The sequence below is a fragment of the Acinetobacter sp. CY17 genome, from assembly GCF_059515825.1.
Window position 1 is genome coordinate 168,568 of the sequence record NZ_JCAKMX010000003.1, and the last position, 17,345, is coordinate 185,912.

15 protein-coding genes are annotated in these 17,345 nt (G+C 43.5%); 7 read left to right on the top strand and 8 right to left on the bottom strand.

Annotated elements, in window-relative coordinates:
• Positions 1-2 precede the first annotated feature (2 nt).
• Together AC5YCI_RS03645 and AC5YCI_RS03650 are read left to right on the top strand one after the other, a co-directional pair.
• The gene (locus AC5YCI_RS03645) at positions 3-326 is read left to right on the top strand and encodes a proton-translocating transhydrogenase family protein (RefSeq protein WP_496128930.1); all 324 of its coding nucleotides are present in this window, start codon (positions 3-5) and stop codon (positions 324-326) included.
• A gap of 3 nt (positions 327-329) precedes the next feature.
• Positions 330-1,775, top strand: coding sequence for an NAD(P)(+) transhydrogenase (Re/Si-specific) subunit beta (locus tag AC5YCI_RS03650; protein WP_496128931.1), 1,446 nt, complete (start codon positions 330-332; stop codon positions 1,773-1,775).
• Positions 1,776-1,843: 68 nt separating this feature from the next.
• Here the strand turns inward: AC5YCI_RS03650 and rsfS are convergent, their stop codons facing one another.
• From rsfS to AC5YCI_RS03675, 5 genes are all read right to left on the bottom strand, one after another.
• Entirely contained in the window at positions 1,844-2,245 is a 402-nt protein-coding gene (rsfS, locus tag AC5YCI_RS03655) for a ribosome silencing factor (RefSeq protein ID WP_496128932.1), read from the bottom strand.
• An 84-nt stretch (positions 2,246-2,329) separates the two neighbouring features.
• On the bottom strand, positions 2,330-3,112 hold the full coding sequence (locus AC5YCI_RS03660) for a hydroxypyruvate isomerase family protein (protein ID WP_496128933.1): 783 nt from the start codon (positions 3,110-3,112) through the stop codon (positions 2,330-2,332).
• Between the two features lie 3 nt (positions 3,113-3,115).
• Positions 3,116-3,988, bottom strand: a complete 873-nt coding sequence (locus tag AC5YCI_RS03665) for an NAD(P)-dependent oxidoreductase (protein ID WP_496128934.1) — start codon at positions 3,986-3,988, stop codon at positions 3,116-3,118.
• A gap of 11 nt (positions 3,989-3,999) precedes the next feature.
• Positions 4,000-4,785 (bottom strand): crotonase/enoyl-CoA hydratase family protein, encoded by a 786-nt coding sequence (locus AC5YCI_RS03670; protein ID WP_496128935.1) that lies wholly within the window; start codon positions 4,783-4,785, stop codon positions 4,000-4,002.
• A 56-nt stretch (positions 4,786-4,841) separates the two neighbouring features.
• A complete protein-coding gene (locus AC5YCI_RS03675; protein ID WP_496175245.1) occupies positions 4,842-7,652 on the bottom strand; it encodes a GacS-like sensor histidine kinase in 2,811 nt (936 codons plus the stop codon).
• A gap of 153 nt (positions 7,653-7,805) precedes the next feature.
• Between AC5YCI_RS03675 and cysM the strand changes: the two genes are divergently transcribed.
• From cysM to AC5YCI_RS03700, 5 genes are read left to right on the top strand one after another with little or no spacing between them, the layout of a single operon-like run.
• Positions 7,806-8,720, top strand: a complete 915-nt coding sequence (cysM, locus tag AC5YCI_RS03680; protein ID WP_496128937.1) for a cysteine synthase CysM — start codon at positions 7,806-7,808, stop codon at positions 8,718-8,720.
• Between the two features lie 28 nt (positions 8,721-8,748).
• Positions 8,749-9,570 (top strand): 3'-5' exonuclease, encoded by an 822-nt coding sequence (locus AC5YCI_RS03685; RefSeq protein ID WP_496128938.1) that lies wholly within the window; start codon positions 8,749-8,751, stop codon positions 9,568-9,570.
• A gap of 6 nt (positions 9,571-9,576) precedes the next feature.
• Positions 9,577-10,965, top strand: a complete 1,389-nt coding sequence (gene rlmD, locus AC5YCI_RS03690) for a 23S rRNA (uracil(1939)-C(5))-methyltransferase RlmD (protein ID WP_496128939.1) — start codon at positions 9,577-9,579, stop codon at positions 10,963-10,965.
• A gap of 43 nt (positions 10,966-11,008) precedes the next feature.
• Complete coding sequence (locus AC5YCI_RS03695) at positions 11,009-13,315, top strand: RelA/SpoT family protein (protein ID WP_496128940.1); 2,307 nt, start codon at positions 11,009-11,011, stop codon at positions 13,313-13,315.
• A 54-nt stretch (positions 13,316-13,369) separates the two neighbouring features.
• Entirely contained in the window at positions 13,370-13,978 is a 609-nt protein-coding gene (locus tag AC5YCI_RS03700; RefSeq protein WP_496128941.1) for a 4'-phosphopantetheinyl transferase family protein, read from the top strand.
• A 41-nt stretch (positions 13,979-14,019) separates the two neighbouring features.
• Here AC5YCI_RS03700 and secF read toward each other — a convergent pair whose 3' ends face one another.
• The 3 genes from secF to yajC are packed head-to-tail and all read right to left on the bottom strand — an operon-like array spanning position 14,020 to position 17,290.
• Positions 14,020-14,994: a protein translocase subunit SecF gene (gene secF / locus AC5YCI_RS03705; protein ID WP_496128942.1), complete on the bottom strand. Its 975-nt coding sequence runs from the start codon at positions 14,992-14,994 to the stop codon at positions 14,020-14,022.
• Between the two features lie 11 nt (positions 14,995-15,005).
• Positions 15,006-16,907, bottom strand: coding sequence for a protein translocase subunit SecD (secD, locus tag AC5YCI_RS03710; protein WP_496128943.1), 1,902 nt, complete (start codon positions 16,905-16,907; stop codon positions 15,006-15,008).
• Between the two features lie 53 nt (positions 16,908-16,960).
• Positions 16,961-17,290, bottom strand: a complete 330-nt coding sequence (gene yajC, locus AC5YCI_RS03715) for a preprotein translocase subunit YajC (RefSeq protein ID WP_496128944.1) — start codon at positions 17,288-17,290, stop codon at positions 16,961-16,963.
• Positions 17,291-17,345 lie beyond the last annotated feature (55 nt).

Genomic DNA, 17,345 nt, shown 5'->3' on the forward strand with positions numbered 1-17,345 from the left:
TCATGGTTGAAACAATTACAATTTTTGTCCTTGCCATTTTTGTAGGTTACTACGTGGTGTGGGGCGTAACGCCTGCTTTACATACGCCGCTGATGGCGGTGACCAATGCTTTATCTTCCATCATTATTGTGGGCGCGATGATCCAAACTGTAGGTCTACCTATGATTGGTGTAGAGGGCAGTGTGGATTTTCAAAGCATTAACGTAGTGAGTGTACTCGGTGCAATTGCTGTGTTTTTAGCCAGTATTAATATTTTTGGTGGCTTTGCCGTAACGGCACGTATGCTAGAAATGTTTAAACCAAAACAAAAGAAAAAAGAGGGCTAAGCGATGGAATTTATTCGAGACTATGCGGATTGGTTCTACCTGATTGGCGCGGTTCTTTTTATCTTAACGCTACGTGGTTTATCGGGGCCGAAGACTGCGATTACTGGTAACCGCTATGGTATGCTCGCCATGGCGATTGCGGTACTGACCACCTTCTTTGTGGCCGAAAATCCAGTGGTTTGGATGATTGTAGGCGCTATGGTGGCGGGTGCTATCGTTGGTATTGCGCGTGCGCGTACAGTGCCAATGACGCAAATGCCTGAAACGGTTGCCTTAATGCACTCACTGGTAGGTTTGGCTGCAGTCCTCATTGCCATTGCCGCGATTATTCACAACAATAAGCTGATTGCGGTTGGCCCTGATGTATTGGCAGCCAATGGTGTCAATTTTCATGCCATGAGCAGCGTGCATTTATTTGAACTGTTTGTCGGTTGTTTTGTCGGTGCAATTACCTTTACAGCCTCTGTATTTGCTTATGGCAAATTAGCAGCGAAAAAATGGGCTAAAACCATTAGCGGTGCATGGGTTAAACCTGTACAGGCGTTAATTTTCATTACGATGCTGATTTGTGGCTTTACTTTCTTTAGCACAGGCAGTATGCCAGCATTCTGGGCCATGACCGCTTTAGCTTTAGTATTTGGCTGGGTATGGATTGCACCAGTCGGTGGTGGTGATATGCCAGTGGTGGTCTCATTGCTAAACTCATTCTCGGGTTGGGCAGCAGCAGGGATTGGTTTCACGCTCGAAAACAATATGTTGATTGTGGCGGGTTCACTGGTGGGTTCATCGGGTGCAATTTTATCTTACATCATGTGTAAGGCCATGAACCGTTCTATCATTAACGTATTATTCGGTGGTGCCATGGGCGGTGCAGCTGTGGCCAGTGCCGATGCGGGCGAAAAAGTACAACGTAATTACCGTTCAGGTTCTGCCGATGATGCAGGCTTCTTAATGTCCAATGCCGATAGCGTGGTAATTGTACCGGGTTATGGTATGGCACAGGGGCGTGCGCAAAATGCGGTCAAAGAACTGGCAAATTTGCTCAAAGAACAAGGTGTGACGGTACGTTTTGCCATTCACCCTGTCGCGGGGCGTATGCCGGGGCATATGAACGTATTACTTGCTGAAGCAGATGTACCGTATGAAGATATTTTGGAAATGGATGAAATTAACTCAGACTTTCCAGCCACTGACGTGGTGCTAGTGATTGGTGCCAATGACGTGGTTAACCCTGCGGCAAAAGATGACCCAACCTCACCAATTTACGGTATGCCAATTTTAGAAGCGCATAAAGCACGTACCACGATGGTGATCAAACGCTCTATGGCAACTGGTTATGCCGGTTTAGACAATGACTTGTTCTATAACGACAAAACCATGATGGTATTTGGTGATGCCAAAAAAGTGGTAGAAGATATGACCAAGGCCATTAATGGTACAGGTCACTAAAAATAACCGCCTGAGGGCGGTTTTTTTGAGGCATTAAAAAAGCGACCATTAAGGTCGCTCTTTGCTTTTTAAGCCACAGTTTCTGGCTGAGTGCGCCATAAACTTTCAAGATCGTAAAATTTACGTGCTGTAGGTAGCATTGCATGCACTACCACAAAACCTAGATCAATTAAGATCCATTCAGCATCTTGTTCGCCTTCAATACCAAGAGGGCGGAAGCCTGCTTTACGTGCTTCTTCAGCGACGTTATTGGCAAGCGCCTTTAAATGACGGGTTGATGTGCCGCTAGCAATGACAATAGCATCTGCAACGTTACTGATCGTGCTGACATCTAATGTCACGATATCTTTAGCTTTTACATCTTCTAAAGCTTCGCGTACAACATCTAAGCATGCTTGTACGTCTTTAGTTTGAGAATTCATTGCGAGATCGTGAGAATTAGAAGCGCTGGGCGATGGTTCTAAATTCATAAAGGTTAATATTTCCAGACAATAACTCACCTTCTAATATAGCGAATTTAGCACTAAATTTCAAACCAGCATCCGACAAACTGTTTAACTACTTGGAAAATATTGTGCTTTCCATTCAAAGGAATGCTGTGACTGACTTTGCGGACGATATTCTGCGGCCACATAGCCTGCGTAAGCGCTGGATTGCAAATAGGCAAAAATCGCCTGATAGTCAATGTCACCTGTACAAGGTTGATGACGGCCAGGACAGTCGGCAAATTGAATATGTCCAATCTGTTCAATATTTTCTTGTAAGGTAGTCAGTACATCTTCGCCCATCATGGCCATATGGTAGCAATCATATTGCATCTTTAATTGAGGATGTTGCACTGCTTCTAACATCTCTTGGGCCTGAGCAATATTTTGTAGCAAAAAACGCGGCATATCTGTGCCATTGATCATTTCAAATACGGGCTGAATATTAAGCTGGCTTAGCATTTGACTGGCAACTTTTAAGTTACTGGCCAGAGTGCATAAACATGGCAACAGATCTACATCTAACGGTTGCTTGCCCGCTAAAATATTGACGCTTGGTACATCAAGCGCCGTGGCATATTCAATAGCCTGTTGCACAGCTTGGCGAAACTCAGGCTCCTTGCCTGGGATACCTGCTAATCCATTGCCGCCTTGCATCAAGTCGCCAGCAGGAACATTAATTAAACAGAGGCTTAAGTTATGCGCACGTAGTTGCTGTTGAATTTGGGCAATAGAAAGCTCATAAGGAAATTGAATTTCAACATGCTCAAAGCCATGTTGACGCGCAAGAGCAAAGCGCTCAATCAGCGGCACTTCAGTAAAAATCATCGACAGGTTAACAGCGAGTTTCATGTTTTATTCCTGATTGGCCTCGACTAAATGAATGACGGTAGCTAGGTCTGCTTGACTATAGCCTTGATGTTGATGGCGTTGCAGTTGCGATAAGGCCTGAGTAGCCACAGGAATAGCCAAATCAAAATCTTGTGCCAATTGCACCGCATTATTTAAATCTTTGGCTAGGGTTTGTACTTTCCATTGTACGGGTTCAAAGGTATGGGTCGCCATCCGCGGGCTTAAAATTTGAAAGGGTTTGGAGTCGGCAAAGCCACCTGCCAATGCGGGTGCCAGTAAAGTAGTATCTACGCCTGCTTGAGCTGCCAATGCCACAGCTTCGGCAATTAAGGTGCTGTTGGCAGCGACAATCAATTGATTGCAAATTTTAGTGGCTTGGCCTGTGCCGCTGTCGCCCATACGGGTCACACGTTGTGCCAGCACCTGATAAATCGGTGTTAAATCTGCAATAGTCGCGGCATCACCCCCAGCAAAGACCACCAAACTGCCTTGTTCAGCACCTGCTGTGCCACCGGATACAGGTGAGTCAATCCAAGTGATGTGTTTGGCTTTGGCGGCTTGGGAGAGGCGCTGTGTTGCCGCGACGGATAAACTGGAAAAATCGACAATAATCTGATTGGCTTGTAAGTGAGATTCAATTTGCGCATAGACGCTTTCAGCGGCTAGATCATCTGCCACACATAATAAAATCACTGGATAAGTGCCAATATTGGCTAAATCAAGCGCATGCGCCCCTTGTTCAAGTAGTGGTGTACAGGCACTTGCAGTTCGATTCCAGACCGCAATTTTAAATTTTGCCTCAATTAAGCGCTTTGCCATACGGCTGCCCATTAGGCCTATGCCTAAAAAAGCGATTTTTCCTTGTGCTAATTGCATACTTCCCTCTATTAAAATTGTCGTGGTAAAAATTCAATCTGTGGGTTTTTATCTTTTTGTCGTGCTAAACGACTGTTTTTGCCCAATAATAATTTTAGCTGCCAGATTTTCTCTAATCTTAAGGCCTTATGTGGGGCATGTTGCATGGCATCTAATACCCGTTTAGCAGCATAAATAGCATCTGGCGAGCGGCTGCAGATCTCCTGTGCTAGATGCTTTGCCTGTTGCAAAGGCTGCTCAGCTAAATGGGTCACTAAGCCAATCTCTTTTGCGTAATTGCCATCAAAAATACGTGCAGTTAGCGTCAATTCTTTGGCTAAATCTAAAGGAATTAAACCTGAGAGTGAGCGAGATAGCCCCATATCTGGCACCAAACCCCAACGACTTTCCATAATTGACATTTGTGTATTTGGATGTGCAATACGGATATCAGCGGCTAAAGCCAGTTGCATACCTGCACCAAAGCAATAACCTTCAATCGCGGCAATGACAGGTACAGGCAGCTGTTGCCAAATTAAAAAGGCTTTTTGAAATAAACTTTGTCCGGGTTTAATCAGCTCCCAGGTGGCAAAAGCACGATTTTTACTGTTATTTAAGTCGGCAAGGTCAATGCCGGCACTAAACACCTGTGCTTCGCCAGTTAAAATTACCGCGCGTAACTGCCGATTTTTTTGTAATTGTTCGGCAGTTTTAACCAAGTCTTTAAGTAAAGCAAAGCTCATGGCATTGCGTTTTTCAGGACGGTTTAAACGCACAATCGCAATGCCATCTTGGTATTCGAGTTCGATATGGGCCATATTATTCTCTTGTTATTGCTTTTGAGGTGAGCATAACATGCGCCAACCGCAAAAAATTAGTCTGCTTGGTTTTTTAGCATATGTTGTGCTGCCAGTCGGACTTCATCAATACGATGGGTTAATTCCTCAAAACGGGTTTGGGTTGCTGCAATAAAGGCTTCATCGGCAATGCGTTGTTCCTTACGCAAAATAGAGATGAATTGCTCAAATTCCCCCGTGATCTGTTGCAAACGCGGCGTACCTACATAACGCGTTGCACCATATAGACGATGTAATACATGTTCTAACTGTGGAAAATCTTCTACTTCAATCAGTTCCTGCATTTCACTGAGTTCTTTATCAAAGCTTTCTACTAGCATTTTGAGTAAATCTAAGGCTAAATCTTCTTTATTGGCCGCCAATTGTAAGCTTTGTTGCCAGTTTAAGATCTCAGGGTCAATCACAGGTGGCGTACTGACGCTATCGAGACTCAGATTTTTGGCATTAAAACTTTGTTTGGTCCACTGGGTGAGAATCTGAATAATTTGTTCAATTTGAATGGGCTTAGTGACATAGTCATCCATGCCATTTTGTAACAACTTTTGCTTTTCATCGGCTAAAGCATGTGCGGTTAAAGCAATAATTGGTAAGCGTTTATGGTGCTCAATGGTCGACTCCAGCGAGCGAATAGCGCGTGTGGTATCAATGCCTGACATCACGGGCATTTGAATATCCATAAAAACTAAATCAAATGCCGGCTGCGCGTGTTGCAATTGTTTTTCTAAAATACCCAAAGCTTCTTGACCACTTAAAGCACGCGTCATTTTGACATTGAGTTCGCCTAAAAGTGCTTCTAAAACAATTAAATTGGGTAAATGATCATCGACAGCCAAGACATGTAGGCCTTGGCCATTAAATTGCTCAAACGCTTCTTCAACAAAGATTCCTTGATTGCTGAGTAATTGAATCAAGGCGCTACGGCTTAAAGGTTGATACAGTGGACGCGCTTGATGTTCGTTTAAAAGCTGCGGTTCTAGTTGCATTTGGTAGCCATAAACCGCTAAGTTACCGCGATAACGATGACGAATTTCGCGTAATAACGCTTCACTATCACCACTATGATCAACAATCAACCATGTGTTTTCATTGGCATCAAAACGATTTAAATCACTAAATAATTCTAAAATCGAACCTGATTCGGTGTGTTGTACACCATAGTTTTCTAAATAATGGCGTAATACATTGGCTGTGGCCGGATGTGCCAGATACGACAACACATGGATATGGCTAAAGTCAGGATGTGGCGTGTAATCTTCTTCGTTGACACCAAACATGGCAGTAAACCAAAAAGTTGAGCCTTTTTCGGTAGGTGCACGTTCTTGGTTATCTTCAAAGCCAATATGTCCGTGCATTAAATGCACCAATTGCTTGGAAATGGCTAAACCTAAACCCGTACCACCAAATTGACGTGTCACAGAGGCATCACCTTGAGAAAAGGATTCAAACAGCTTTTTACGATCAGTTCCGCTTAAGCCAATACCACTATCTTGGACGCTAAAGTGCAATAAACATTGCCCAATGTCGTCATGTTCCATACGCACCCGCACAATGATGTCCCCATCTGGGGTAAATTTAATCGCATTTGAAATCAGGTTGGTCAGCACTTGTTTAAAACGTAGTGCATCGCCAATCACATCTTTTGGAATGTTATCGGCATAGTAAAAGGCCATGGCAATATGTTTTTGCGCGGCAAGTGGTGACAGCATATCCATGACGTCAAAAATGGCTTCTTCCAAATCAAAGGGCGCAGTTTCTAGTTCTAATTTGCCCGCATCAATTTTAGAAAAATCTAGTACATCATTAATCAGAGCCAATAAATGAGCTGAGGATTTACGAATGGTTTGTAAATAGAGGTTTTGCTCAGTAGATAAATTGCCTTGTCGCAGCAATAAATGGATAAAGCCATCAATACTATTTAAAGGAGTGCGTAATTCATGGCTAATGTTGGCTAAAAATACCGATTTCGATTGGTTGGCTTGAATTGCCTGATCGCGTGCTTGGCGATAGGTAATATTTTGTACCTCTAGGGTATCTAAGGTACGGCGTAAGTCGTCTTCAGTTTGTTCGGTGTGTTCTTTGAGCTCTAAAAAGCTGTAATGTAAGCGCTTGACGACATTGGCAATATCGCGCTGTAGTAAGCGTAACTCACCGGTACTGTTAATGACGATGTGCTGATCTAAAGTGTCTGCATTTAAGCGTTGTAATTGCATGCGTACTTCATACATCGGTGCAATCCAGCGCCGTGAATAGAAGTTTAAGCATAGAAGTAACAGCAGTAAGGTCAGTAAACCTGTAGCAATTAATACAATCAATACCCGATAACGGGCAATTTGCAGTGGCTGATTATCCAATTCAATCATCAACCACGCCACTTTATTCGGTGCTTGATGAATGGCCATTCCATAAATATGACTATCTTTATGTTCTATAGGGCCTAAAAAACTGGCATTGGCGGCAGCTTTAGGCCATGGATCGCCGGCTTGATCGCCCAAACTCAAACGATTTTGTCCACTGGCATCAATAATTGCCGTTCGGATGACATGTTTATTATTCATCATGGTTTGCATAAAAGTGCGACCATGATCGTAATGCAATGGATAATAATTGAGTAAAGTGATGGCTTGTTCAGCTTGGGTTTGAAAGCGGGTTAAAATCGCAATGGCCATTTGCCGTTGCTGTGCTTTGGCGGCATTGGACGTTTCAATTAAAACTAAAGCTGCGCCCACGCAGGCCAAAATCATAATGGGGACAAAAATGAGCGCAATCAGTTGCCCGTAGGCATGGTTTAAATGTAAGCGCTTAAATAACTTTTTATTGATATTGGGCATGATTAAAAAGGCAGCTTTTGTTTGCCGATGAGTTTAGCATGCTTTTTTTTAATCTGATTAGGCTTTGAGCGAGTTAAAGAAAAAGCCTGCTAAATGGGTGCAGAATCAAGCATTTTTTCATACAATAGGCACACCTCGATAAAGGTGCAAATAATGAGTACGACAACCCCTGATTTTCAAGAAGACGAATTTTTACTGGATCATTATGTGGGCAAAACCCCACTGGTGCGTTTACAGCGTCTGGCAAATCACACTCAAGCAACAGTATTGGCCAAATTGGAAGGCAATAACCCAGCAGGTTCAGTCAAAGATCGTCCTGCCTATAACATGATTATGCAAGCAGAAAAGCGTGGTCAGATCCAACCGGGTGATACGTTAATTGAAGCGACGAGCGGAAATACAGGCATTGCCTTAGCAATGGTTGCAGCGATGCGCGGCTATAACATGAAACTCATCATGCCAGCTAACTCGAGTCAAGAACGTAAAGATGCCATGGCAGCTTATGGTGCTGAGCTCATCGAAGCAGACAACATGGAACAGGCGCGTGATATGGCGCTACAAATGCAAGCTGATGGCGTTGGTTTGGTACTGAACCAATTTGGCAATCCAGATAATGTAGAAGCACATTACCTGACCACGGGGCCAGAAATTTGGCAGCAAACGGGCGGTAAAATTACCCATTTTGTCAGTTCAATGGGCACTACGGGCACCATTATGGGGATCTCAAAATACTTAAAAGAACAAAACCCAAATGTCCAAATTGTCGGTTTGCAACCTGCTGAAGGCTCCAATATTCCCGGGATTCGTCGCTGGCCAACTGAATATCTACCGACCATTTTTGATGCTTCACGCGTCGATCGTATTATGGATATTCCGCAAATTGAAGCGGAAAAAACTGCGCGTCAATTGGCACGTACAGAGGGCATTAGTGCGGGCGTTTCTTCAGGCGGTGCAGTTTGGGCATCGATTAAAATTGCTGAACAACATCCAGATGCAGTGATTGTATGCATTGTCTGCGATCGCGGTGATCGTTATTTATCTACTGGCTTATTCTCAGTCCAAGACTAAGATTGAGCAACGTCTATAGGGTCATATTATGCGTTTACCGGTATTAGTTTTTGATATTGAAACCTTAACCGACAAAAAATCAGGTGCGCATTTATATGACCTTGATTTGCCAGATGCGGATTTAGATGCTGCTTTGGCCAAGTTGCGGCGGCAAGAAGCAGGTACAGACTTTCAGCGTTTACCGCTACATGAAATAGTCTGTATTTCTGGGCTATGGATTAACGAACAAGGTCAGATGAAATTGTTTTCGTTTAGCCAAGAGCATTATACTGAACGCGAAATTTTACAAAAATTTTTATCGATCTTTGATAAGCGCTATCCAACCTTAGTTAGTTGGAATGGTTCACAATTTGATTTGCCAGTGATTTTGTACCGCGCCATGTATCATGGTTTATCTGCGCCAAGTCTTTTCGATCAGGGCGAAATTGATAACCAAAAACGCTATAATAACTATCAGAACCGTTACCATCAGCGTCATGTCGATTTAATGGACGTGCTGGCCATGTTTAACGGACGTAATTTCCAAAAGTTAGATGATATTGCCCATCTGTTAGGTTTTCCGGGTAAACGTGGTTTACCGGGTTATCATATCCCTAAGTACGTGGCCCAAGGGCAGTGGCTAGAATTAACCAGCTATTGCGAAGGCGATGTGCTCAATACTTGGTTGGTGTTTTTACGCTGGGCACTGTTAAAAGGCTTAATTACGGCACAAGACCATCAAACTTGGATTCAACACAGCATCGACTATTTACAGAGTCAGCCGCAACATACCGAATTTTTACAGGTATGGCGCCAAAACTCACAACACACTGCATTTACTGCGATTGATTTCTCCCCAGACAAAAATTAGGTATCCATGAAACACAGAGCTAAACCTCGTCCTATGCCACAACCCAAGTACATTTTTCAGGTTGAATCGCTATCACATGAAGGACGAGGGATAGCGCACTATGGCAATCATCCTGATCATCCGAGTGATAAACACGGTAAAAAAGTCTTTATTGAGGGTGCTTTACCGGGCGAAACGGTACTGGCTCAGATTACCAATGTCGTAAAGCGCCTAGAAGAAGCTGACTGTGTAGAACTGATCAGTGAACCTTCAGTAATACGTGTAGAGGCGGCATGTCCGCATTTTGAGCGTTGTGGTGGCTGCAATATGCAGCATATTGCTAAAGATGAACAAATTCGTCTTAAGCAAGAGGTATTAAAATCGCATCTGACCCATTTTGCAGGTCTAGAACCAGAAAATTGGTTGGCCCCGATTCGCTCACAACGTGAAGATTACCGTCGTAAAGCACGCATTGGGGTACGTTATGTGCCAAGTAAAGATAAGTTAGTGGTCGGCTTTCGTGAAAAGCAGAGCAATAAACTGACTTCAATTGATCGTTGCCTCATTTTGGATCAACAATTTGGCTCAATTACCCGTTTAAAACAACTATTACAAAGTTTGGCTGGCAAAGCAGCTATTGGTCATATCGAACTGGCCATGGGTGACCAAGAGGTGGCCCTCGTGATCCGACATTTACAGCCTTTAATTGCAAATGATGTCAACCAATTGCGCCAATTTGCGTTAGACAAGGGTTGGCAATTGTATTTACAAGGCAATGAAGACCCAGCATTAGTGCGTGTTGATCAGCCTGAAGCAGCGAAACGTTTACACTATAGTTTGCCTGATTTTGCGCTCAACTTTGCTTTCCATCCGCATGATTTTACTCAAGTAAATTCAACAGTTAACCCACAAATGGTGCAGTTGGCATGCCAATTGCTAGAGTTGCAGCCCGGTGAGCGTGTTTTAGACCTGTTTTGTGGTTTAGGTAACTTCTCTTTACCACTGGCACGTTGTGTAGGGGAGACTGGGCAGGTGGTTGCGGTAGAAGGGAGTCAAGAAATGGTCGAGCGTGGCACAGAAAATGCCCAACTTAACCAAATTCAGCAGATTCAGTTTTACTCACAAGATTTAACACAAGATTTTTCGCACCAATCTTGGGCGAAACAAGGTTTTGATGCATTATTAATTGACCCACCTCGTGCTGGCGCCGAGCAAGTGATGCATTATGTGCCCAAGTTTGGTGCAAAACGTTTGGTATATGTCTCGTGTAATCCTGCAACGCTGGCGCGTGATGCAAAAGTGTTAGCAGAACATGGATATCGCTTGATTCAAGCGGGTGTGATGGATATGTTTACACATACTGGCCATGTAGAATCAATTGCTTTATTTAAAAAACACGAAATAGACAATTTATAAATTTATAATATGATACAGCGTAACAGAGAAGTAGGAGACGGGTATGGTCACAGTACGTGAACAGCTTCCAGGGCGATTAAATGAATTGTCTGAGGAAACGACTGTTGAGCATGCCGAACAAGCTCAGCAAGATCTGGCCGAATGGCTAGATCGCGTCCGCGCTATTTTTGATGGTGCTGAACTTAAACAACTCGAAGAAGTTGCCCAGTTGACCTTACAACGTGAGCTTAAAAGTACGGTCAATCATCGATCCAATACCTTCTATACGGGTTTAGAGATGGCCAATATTTTGGCCCATCTGTATGTGGATGAAGATACCTTATCGGCAGCGATGCTCTACCGTGGTGTACGTGAGGGTGTGATTTCGCTTGCAGAAGTACTCGAGCGTTTTGGTGCACAAGTGCATAGCTTAGTGACGGGCACCTTATCTATGGGTAAGCTTTCTGAACTGATTGAAAAGAATAAGCGTCTAGAAGATCACTTTAATAATAACCAGCGTGAACATCTGACCGGCATTTATAAGATGCTGATTTCTGTGACTGAAGATGTTCGAGTCGTATTAATTAAGCTGGCAGAACGTACTTATGCGCTACGTGAATTGGCCAAATCACCCAAAGATCGTCAAGAACGTGTAGCACGTGAGATTCTCACCATTTACTCACCACTGGCGCATCGTTTAGGCATTGCCCAGCTCAAGTGGGAGTTGGAGGATTTAGCTTTCCGTTATTTAGCGCCAGAGCGTTATAAAGAAATTGCCTCACTCCTTAATGAAAAGCGTTTAGAGCGTGAGCAATATATTCAGTTTGTGATTGATAAATTGCGTAATGCTTTACTCGAATATGGCATTGAGGCGGAAATTAATGGTCGAGTGAAACATATCTACTCGATTTACCGCAAAATGAAGAGCAAAGATTTAAGCTTTGATCAGCTGTATGACATTCGTGCTTTACGTGTTTTGGTGAAATCCATTCCTGAGTGTTATCACACGTTAGGTATTGTGCATCAAATGTGGCGGCATATTCCGCATCAGTTTGATGACTATATTACCAACCCTAAAGCCAATGGTTATCGCTCATTACATACTGCGGTGATTGCCGAGAACAAATCTTTAGAAGTGCAAATTCGTACCCTTGCCATGCATAACGAAGCAGAGCTTGGGGTATGTTCACACTTTAACTATAAAGAAGGCTCAAAAACCACGGATCATTCTTTTAATCATCGTTTGCATTCGCTTCGTGCAGTGCTTGAGCATTATCAAGAACGTAATGATGCAAGTGCCCATAAAGAAGATGACACTGAAGAAAACTTTGAGCAAATCCAAGAGTTTGAAGATTTTGAGAAGATTTATGTGTTTAGTCGTGATGGCGACATTAAAGAGTTACCACGTGGCTCTACAGTCTTAGATTTTGCCTATCATGTGCATACGGAAGTGGGCAATAAGTGCTATGCCGCGCGCGTCAATCAGCGTTATGTGCCCCTGACTTATACCTTAAAAACGGGTGAACAAGTTGAGATCTTAACCAAAAAAGATCGTGAACCGAACCGTGACTGGTTGGTGAACTCACTTGGCTATATCAAAACTGCCCGTGCACGGGATAAATTGCGCCATTGGTTCCGTCAGCAGGATCGTAGTAAAAACTTAGAAGCGGGGCGTGAGATTCTTAATAAAGAGTTATCTCGTTTAGCCATTCATCCAAAAAGCATTGATTTGGCAGATTACTGTAATCATTTCAATGTCAAAACGGGTGATGATATTTTAATTGCCTTGGTTAATGGTGATGTCAGCCTGCATGCTCTGATTAATCAGGTCAACCGTCATATGCATCTGGATCAGGATGAACCTGAACTGGTGTTAAAACCAACCTTAAATCCACGTGCTAGTCATACCTTGTCGGCACACGGCATTTTAATTGATGGTTTAGACAATGTTGAGCTGCATATCGCGCAGTGCTGTCAGCCTGTCCATGGTGAATCAATTGCCGGTTATATTACCTTAAACCGTGGCGTCAGCATCCATAAAGTGGCTTGCCCTGATTATCTGCGTATGATTCAAAATGAACCAGAACGTGCGGTGGAAGCCGATTGGGAAATGCAGCCGACTCGGGGTCAAAGCGTGCAAATTGTGGTGGAAGCCTATGACCGCCGTGGTTTACTCAAAGACTTAACCCAAGTGATTTTCTCGGACCAAATTAACATTCGTCAGGTGAATACCATTTCAGAAGCGGATGGTATTGCCAATATGAAACTTTTAATTGAAGTCAAAGGCTTGGCGCAGTTATCGCGCTTATTGGCGCGTTTGGAGCAACAACCGGGTATTATTAGCGCTCGCCGTTTAGTTCAAGGTAACTAAACCAAGTGCAAGAAACCAGCAATTTCGGTTGCTGGTTTTTTTATGGAAAAAATCATGCAAATTTATTTAGATTGTCAACCTATTCAACAGCTTGTAAAGCTTGATCCAGCTTTAAGCCGCCGAGATTTTGTCGCAGCGCAAAAGCAGGCGTTACATGCGTATCGCCTAGAAAAATTAAGTCAAAGTTTAGGCCGTGACGTGCAAGCAGCAGAATTATGCAAAACTGAATATGGTAAGCCATATTTACCAGATCTCGCCTTTAATCATAGTCATAGTCAGCAACATTATGCTTTAGTGATGAGTGCTGATGTAGATGACATTGGCGTAGACATTGAAGATTTAAATCGCAGTATTCGTTTTGAGGCTTTGGCTCAGCATGCTTTTACGCAGAATGAATTACAGCAATGGCAGCGAAGTGGAAAAAATAAAAACTATTGGTTTCAAGTGTGGACAGCCAAAGAAGCGCTTGTCAAAGCAGCGGGTCTAGGTATTCGTTTAAGCTTAAATACTTTAGAAACCAACGTCGTATTTGGGCAGATGCAGGGCAGTATGCAGCATCCACAATTGGGCGAGTTGAGTTATCAGCAACTACAATTACATGAGGCCATGCTAACAATTGCTTGGCGTAGCACAGCGCAGATGCCAACCATTCAACAGATCTAAAAAAAGCCCATCAAGTGATGGGCTTTTTTTAGCGTGGGCAATTAACGCGGAGGTAATTGCTCATCGCCATGTTCTTCAAATTCAGGTTTGACCTGCACAATAAAGTCTTGACGATTTAAACCACGCCATAAGGCAAAGGCTGTACCAATGTAAATCGATGAGTAAGTACCCACAAACACACCTACAAACATGGCAACTGAAAACCACTTCAGACCATCACCGCCCATAAACATCATGGCAACCACTACAAGTAATAGGGTCATAGAGGTATGAATGGTACGACGTAAGGTTTCAGTTAAGGCAATATTCACCACTTCAAGCGGTGTCGCGCCACGAATCTTACGGAAGTTTTCCCGAATACGATCCGATACCACAATGTTATCATTCAGTGAGAAACCAATAATTGCCAGTAAAGCTGCAAGTACGGTTAAGTCAAATGGCCATTGCATCAAAGCAAAGAAACCTAAAGTCACAATAATGTCGTGGAATAAAGACAGCACTGCACCCATAGCAAGCTTAAATTCAAAGCGAATGGTGACATACACTAGCATCAGCAGTAAGGCTAGGCCGACTGCGCCTGCAGAACGGACATATAGCTCATTCCCGACTTGACCACCGACTACATCGACTTTAGGGACTTCGGCGGCGTTGTTTGGTAACTGTACCGCAGTGGTAATCGCTTTGGTTAAATCTTCTGCTTCAATGTCTTCTTGCACGGGCATACGCACCATCAGGTCACGTTCAGAACCTAGGGTTTGTACCACAGCATCACTAAAACCAGCTTGGCTTAACGCTTGTGTGACTTGCTCAGGTTTGACTGGATTGGTGTAGTTTAATTCAGCAGCGACACCGCCAGTAAAGTCTAAGCCTAAATTCAAGCCCTTCGTGGCAATAAAGAAAATACTGGCCACCGTTAAGAAGATCGATAGCAATGCTGCAGGCAATGCGATCTTCATAAACGGGATAACACGTTCTTCTTCTGGGCGACCGTATTGCGGTTGAGAATTTTCAGTCATCAATGATCTCCTTAAATGCTCAACTTTTTCAGGTCGCGCTTTTTGCCATAGATAATTTGTACAATCGCACGCGTCACTGTAATCGCAGTAAACATCGAGCAGACAATACCAATCATGAGGGTCACCGCGAAGCCTTTAATCGGGCCGGTACCAATCGCAAATAGAATAAATGCCACCAAGAATGTGGTTAAGTTCGAGTCAAAAATGGTGTTATAAGCACGGTCATAACCGGCCACAATGGCCTGTTTAGGCGAAGCGCCCCATTTTATTTCCTCTCGAATTCGTTCACAAATCAGTACGTTGGCATCGACTGCCATACCAATGGTAATCACGATCCCAGCAATACCCGGTAGGGTCAGCGAAGCACCAATCCAAGACATGACGGTTAAAATCATGGCTAAGTTAAACACCAAAGCAAAATTGGCAATCACACCAAATAGACGGAAAAACACCACCATCCAAATCGCAACCAGTAAGAAACCAATTTGCGTAGACAGTACGCCTTTGTCGATGTTTTCTTGACCTAAACTTGGCCCAATCACACGCTCTTCAACAAAGTACATAGGTGCAGCTAAAGCACCCGCACGTAGCATAAGTGCCAGCTCTGAGGCTTCTTGTGGTGAATCTAGACCAGTAATACGGAACTGTGATCCCAAGACAGCTTGAATCGTTGCTGCGTTAATGACCACAGATTCGGTATAAGGAGTACGTACTTCAGTTTGTGTACCTGTTTCAGGATCTTCGACATAGCTAATTTTTTGTTTGTTCTCAATGAACAATACCGCCATGCGTTTACCCACTGCGTTACGCGTGGCATCCGCCATGAGCTTACCGCCAGCAGAGTCGAGGGTAATGTTGACCTCGGCACCACCCGTATCTTGGCTAAAACCAGATGAAGCATTTTGTACACGCTCACCCGTTAAGATACGATTACGATTTAACAGTAACTCACGACCGCTGTCTAAAGATTCAAATGCAAATAGCTCAGTGCCTGGAGGAACAGGTTGACCATTTGATTTGCCCAAATAAGGGTCAATGTATTGATCATTTAAATCAGACACTAAACGGAATTCTAAGTTCGCTGTACGACCTAAAACACGTTTTGCTTCGGCAGTATCTTGTACGCCTGGTAATTCAACCACAATACGGTTGCTACCTTGGGTTTGTACCAATGCCTCAGCTACACCTAACTCATTAATACGGTTACGTAAAGTGGTTAAGTTTTGATTGACTGCGTAGCTTTGAATTTCTTGACGACGCGTATCTGTGTAGGTTAAGCGTAAAGTTGCACCTGCATCTGTCGCGAGCGCTTGTTGATTAAACTCATTGCCATTACGACGTAAGAAGTCCATGGCCGCGCTACGCGCATCATTATCGGCAAATTGAACCGTAATGGTGTTGTTCGCTAAGCTTAAACTATTAAATTTAAGGTTGTTTTCACGCAGTTGACGACGCAAATCAGTTGCGGATGTTTCCATACGCTGGCTAATGGCTTTGTCCATGTCCACTTCAAGTAAGAAGTGTACACCACCACGTAAATCCAGACCGAGCTTCATTGGTTTGGCACCAATTTTTTGTAGCCACTCTGGTGTAGTAGGCGCTAAGTTTAACGCCACAACATAATCATCACCCAAACCTTGACGCAAGGCATCTTTGGCTTTGAGCTGGGCTTCAGAGGAATCTAGACGCAGCAAAGCTGCATTATTACTAAAGCTGCTGTCATGACTACTGAGATTTTCGCTTTTGAGGATTTGCTCTGCTTTTTGTACGATGCTTGCGTCAATTTGAGTACCAGCTTTGGCACCCGAAATTTGCACGGCAGGTTCATCTGGATACAAACTTGGCAGGGCATATAAAGTACTGATCACCAAAACAACGAGGATCAGTAGATATTTCCATGCAGGGTAACGCATTTATTTTCTTCTTAAAATAAAAAGTCGTGCAACTTGCACGACTTACATTGTGATTAGAGGTTATTCAAAGTGCCTTCAGGTAGAACCGAAATCACACTCGCACGTTGAATTTTCACTTCTACGCCACGATTCAATTCTACCACTGCAAAATCACCTTCAATTTTGGTGATACGACCCATAAGACCGCCAGCAAAAACCACTTCGCTACCTACACCTAAGCTTTGTACAAGATTACGGTGTTCTTTGGCGCGTTTTGCTTGAGGACGCCAAATCAAGAAGTAGAAGATTGCAACAAATACCGCAATCATCAAGAGGTTGGCCATCAGGCTAGGTTGTTGTGCAGCTTCACCTGCTGCATGAGCGGTTGAAATAAAAAGGCTCATCTATAATTTCCTAAATACTAAGTAAAAAATGTCTTGAACAGCAATTTACCTTGTC

Coding starts and splice junctions, on each gene's coding strand:
- AC5YCI_RS03645 (WP_496128930.1), top strand. CDS start 3: ATGGTTGAAACAATTACAATTTTTGTCCTTGCCATTTTTGTAGGTTAC.
- AC5YCI_RS03650 (WP_496128931.1), top strand. CDS start 330: ATGGAATTTATTCGAGACTATGCGGATTGGTTCTACCTGATTGGCGCG.
- rsfS (WP_496128932.1), bottom strand. CDS start 2,245: ATGAATTTAGAACCATCGCCCAGCGCTTCTAATTCTCACGATCTCGCA.
- AC5YCI_RS03660 (WP_496128933.1), bottom strand. CDS start 3,112: ATGAAACTCGCTGTTAACCTGTCGATGATTTTTACTGAAGTGCCGCTG.
- AC5YCI_RS03665 (WP_496128934.1), bottom strand. CDS start 3,988: ATGCAATTAGCACAAGGAAAAATCGCTTTTTTAGGCATAGGCCTAATG.
- AC5YCI_RS03670 (WP_496128935.1), bottom strand. CDS start 4,785: ATGGCCCATATCGAACTCGAATACCAAGATGGCATTGCGATTGTGCGT.
- AC5YCI_RS03675 (WP_496175245.1), bottom strand. CDS start 7,652: ATGCCCAATATCAATAAAAAGTTATTTAAGCGCTTACATTTAAACCAT.
- cysM (WP_496128937.1), top strand. CDS start 7,806: ATGAGTACGACAACCCCTGATTTTCAAGAAGACGAATTTTTACTGGAT.
- AC5YCI_RS03685 (WP_496128938.1), top strand. CDS start 8,749: ATGCGTTTACCGGTATTAGTTTTTGATATTGAAACCTTAACCGACAAA.
- rlmD (WP_496128939.1), top strand. CDS start 9,577: ATGAAACACAGAGCTAAACCTCGTCCTATGCCACAACCCAAGTACATT.
- AC5YCI_RS03695 (WP_496128940.1), top strand. CDS start 11,009: ATGGTCACAGTACGTGAACAGCTTCCAGGGCGATTAAATGAATTGTCT.
- AC5YCI_RS03700 (WP_496128941.1), top strand. CDS start 13,370: ATGCAAATTTATTTAGATTGTCAACCTATTCAACAGCTTGTAAAGCTT.
- secF (WP_496128942.1), bottom strand. CDS start 14,994: ATGACTGAAAATTCTCAACCGCAATACGGTCGCCCAGAAGAAGAACGT.
- secD (WP_496128943.1), bottom strand. CDS start 16,907: ATGCGTTACCCTGCATGGAAATATCTACTGATCCTCGTTGTTTTGGTG.
- yajC (WP_496128944.1), bottom strand. CDS start 17,290: ATGAGCCTTTTTATTTCAACCGCTCATGCAGCAGGTGAAGCTGCACAA.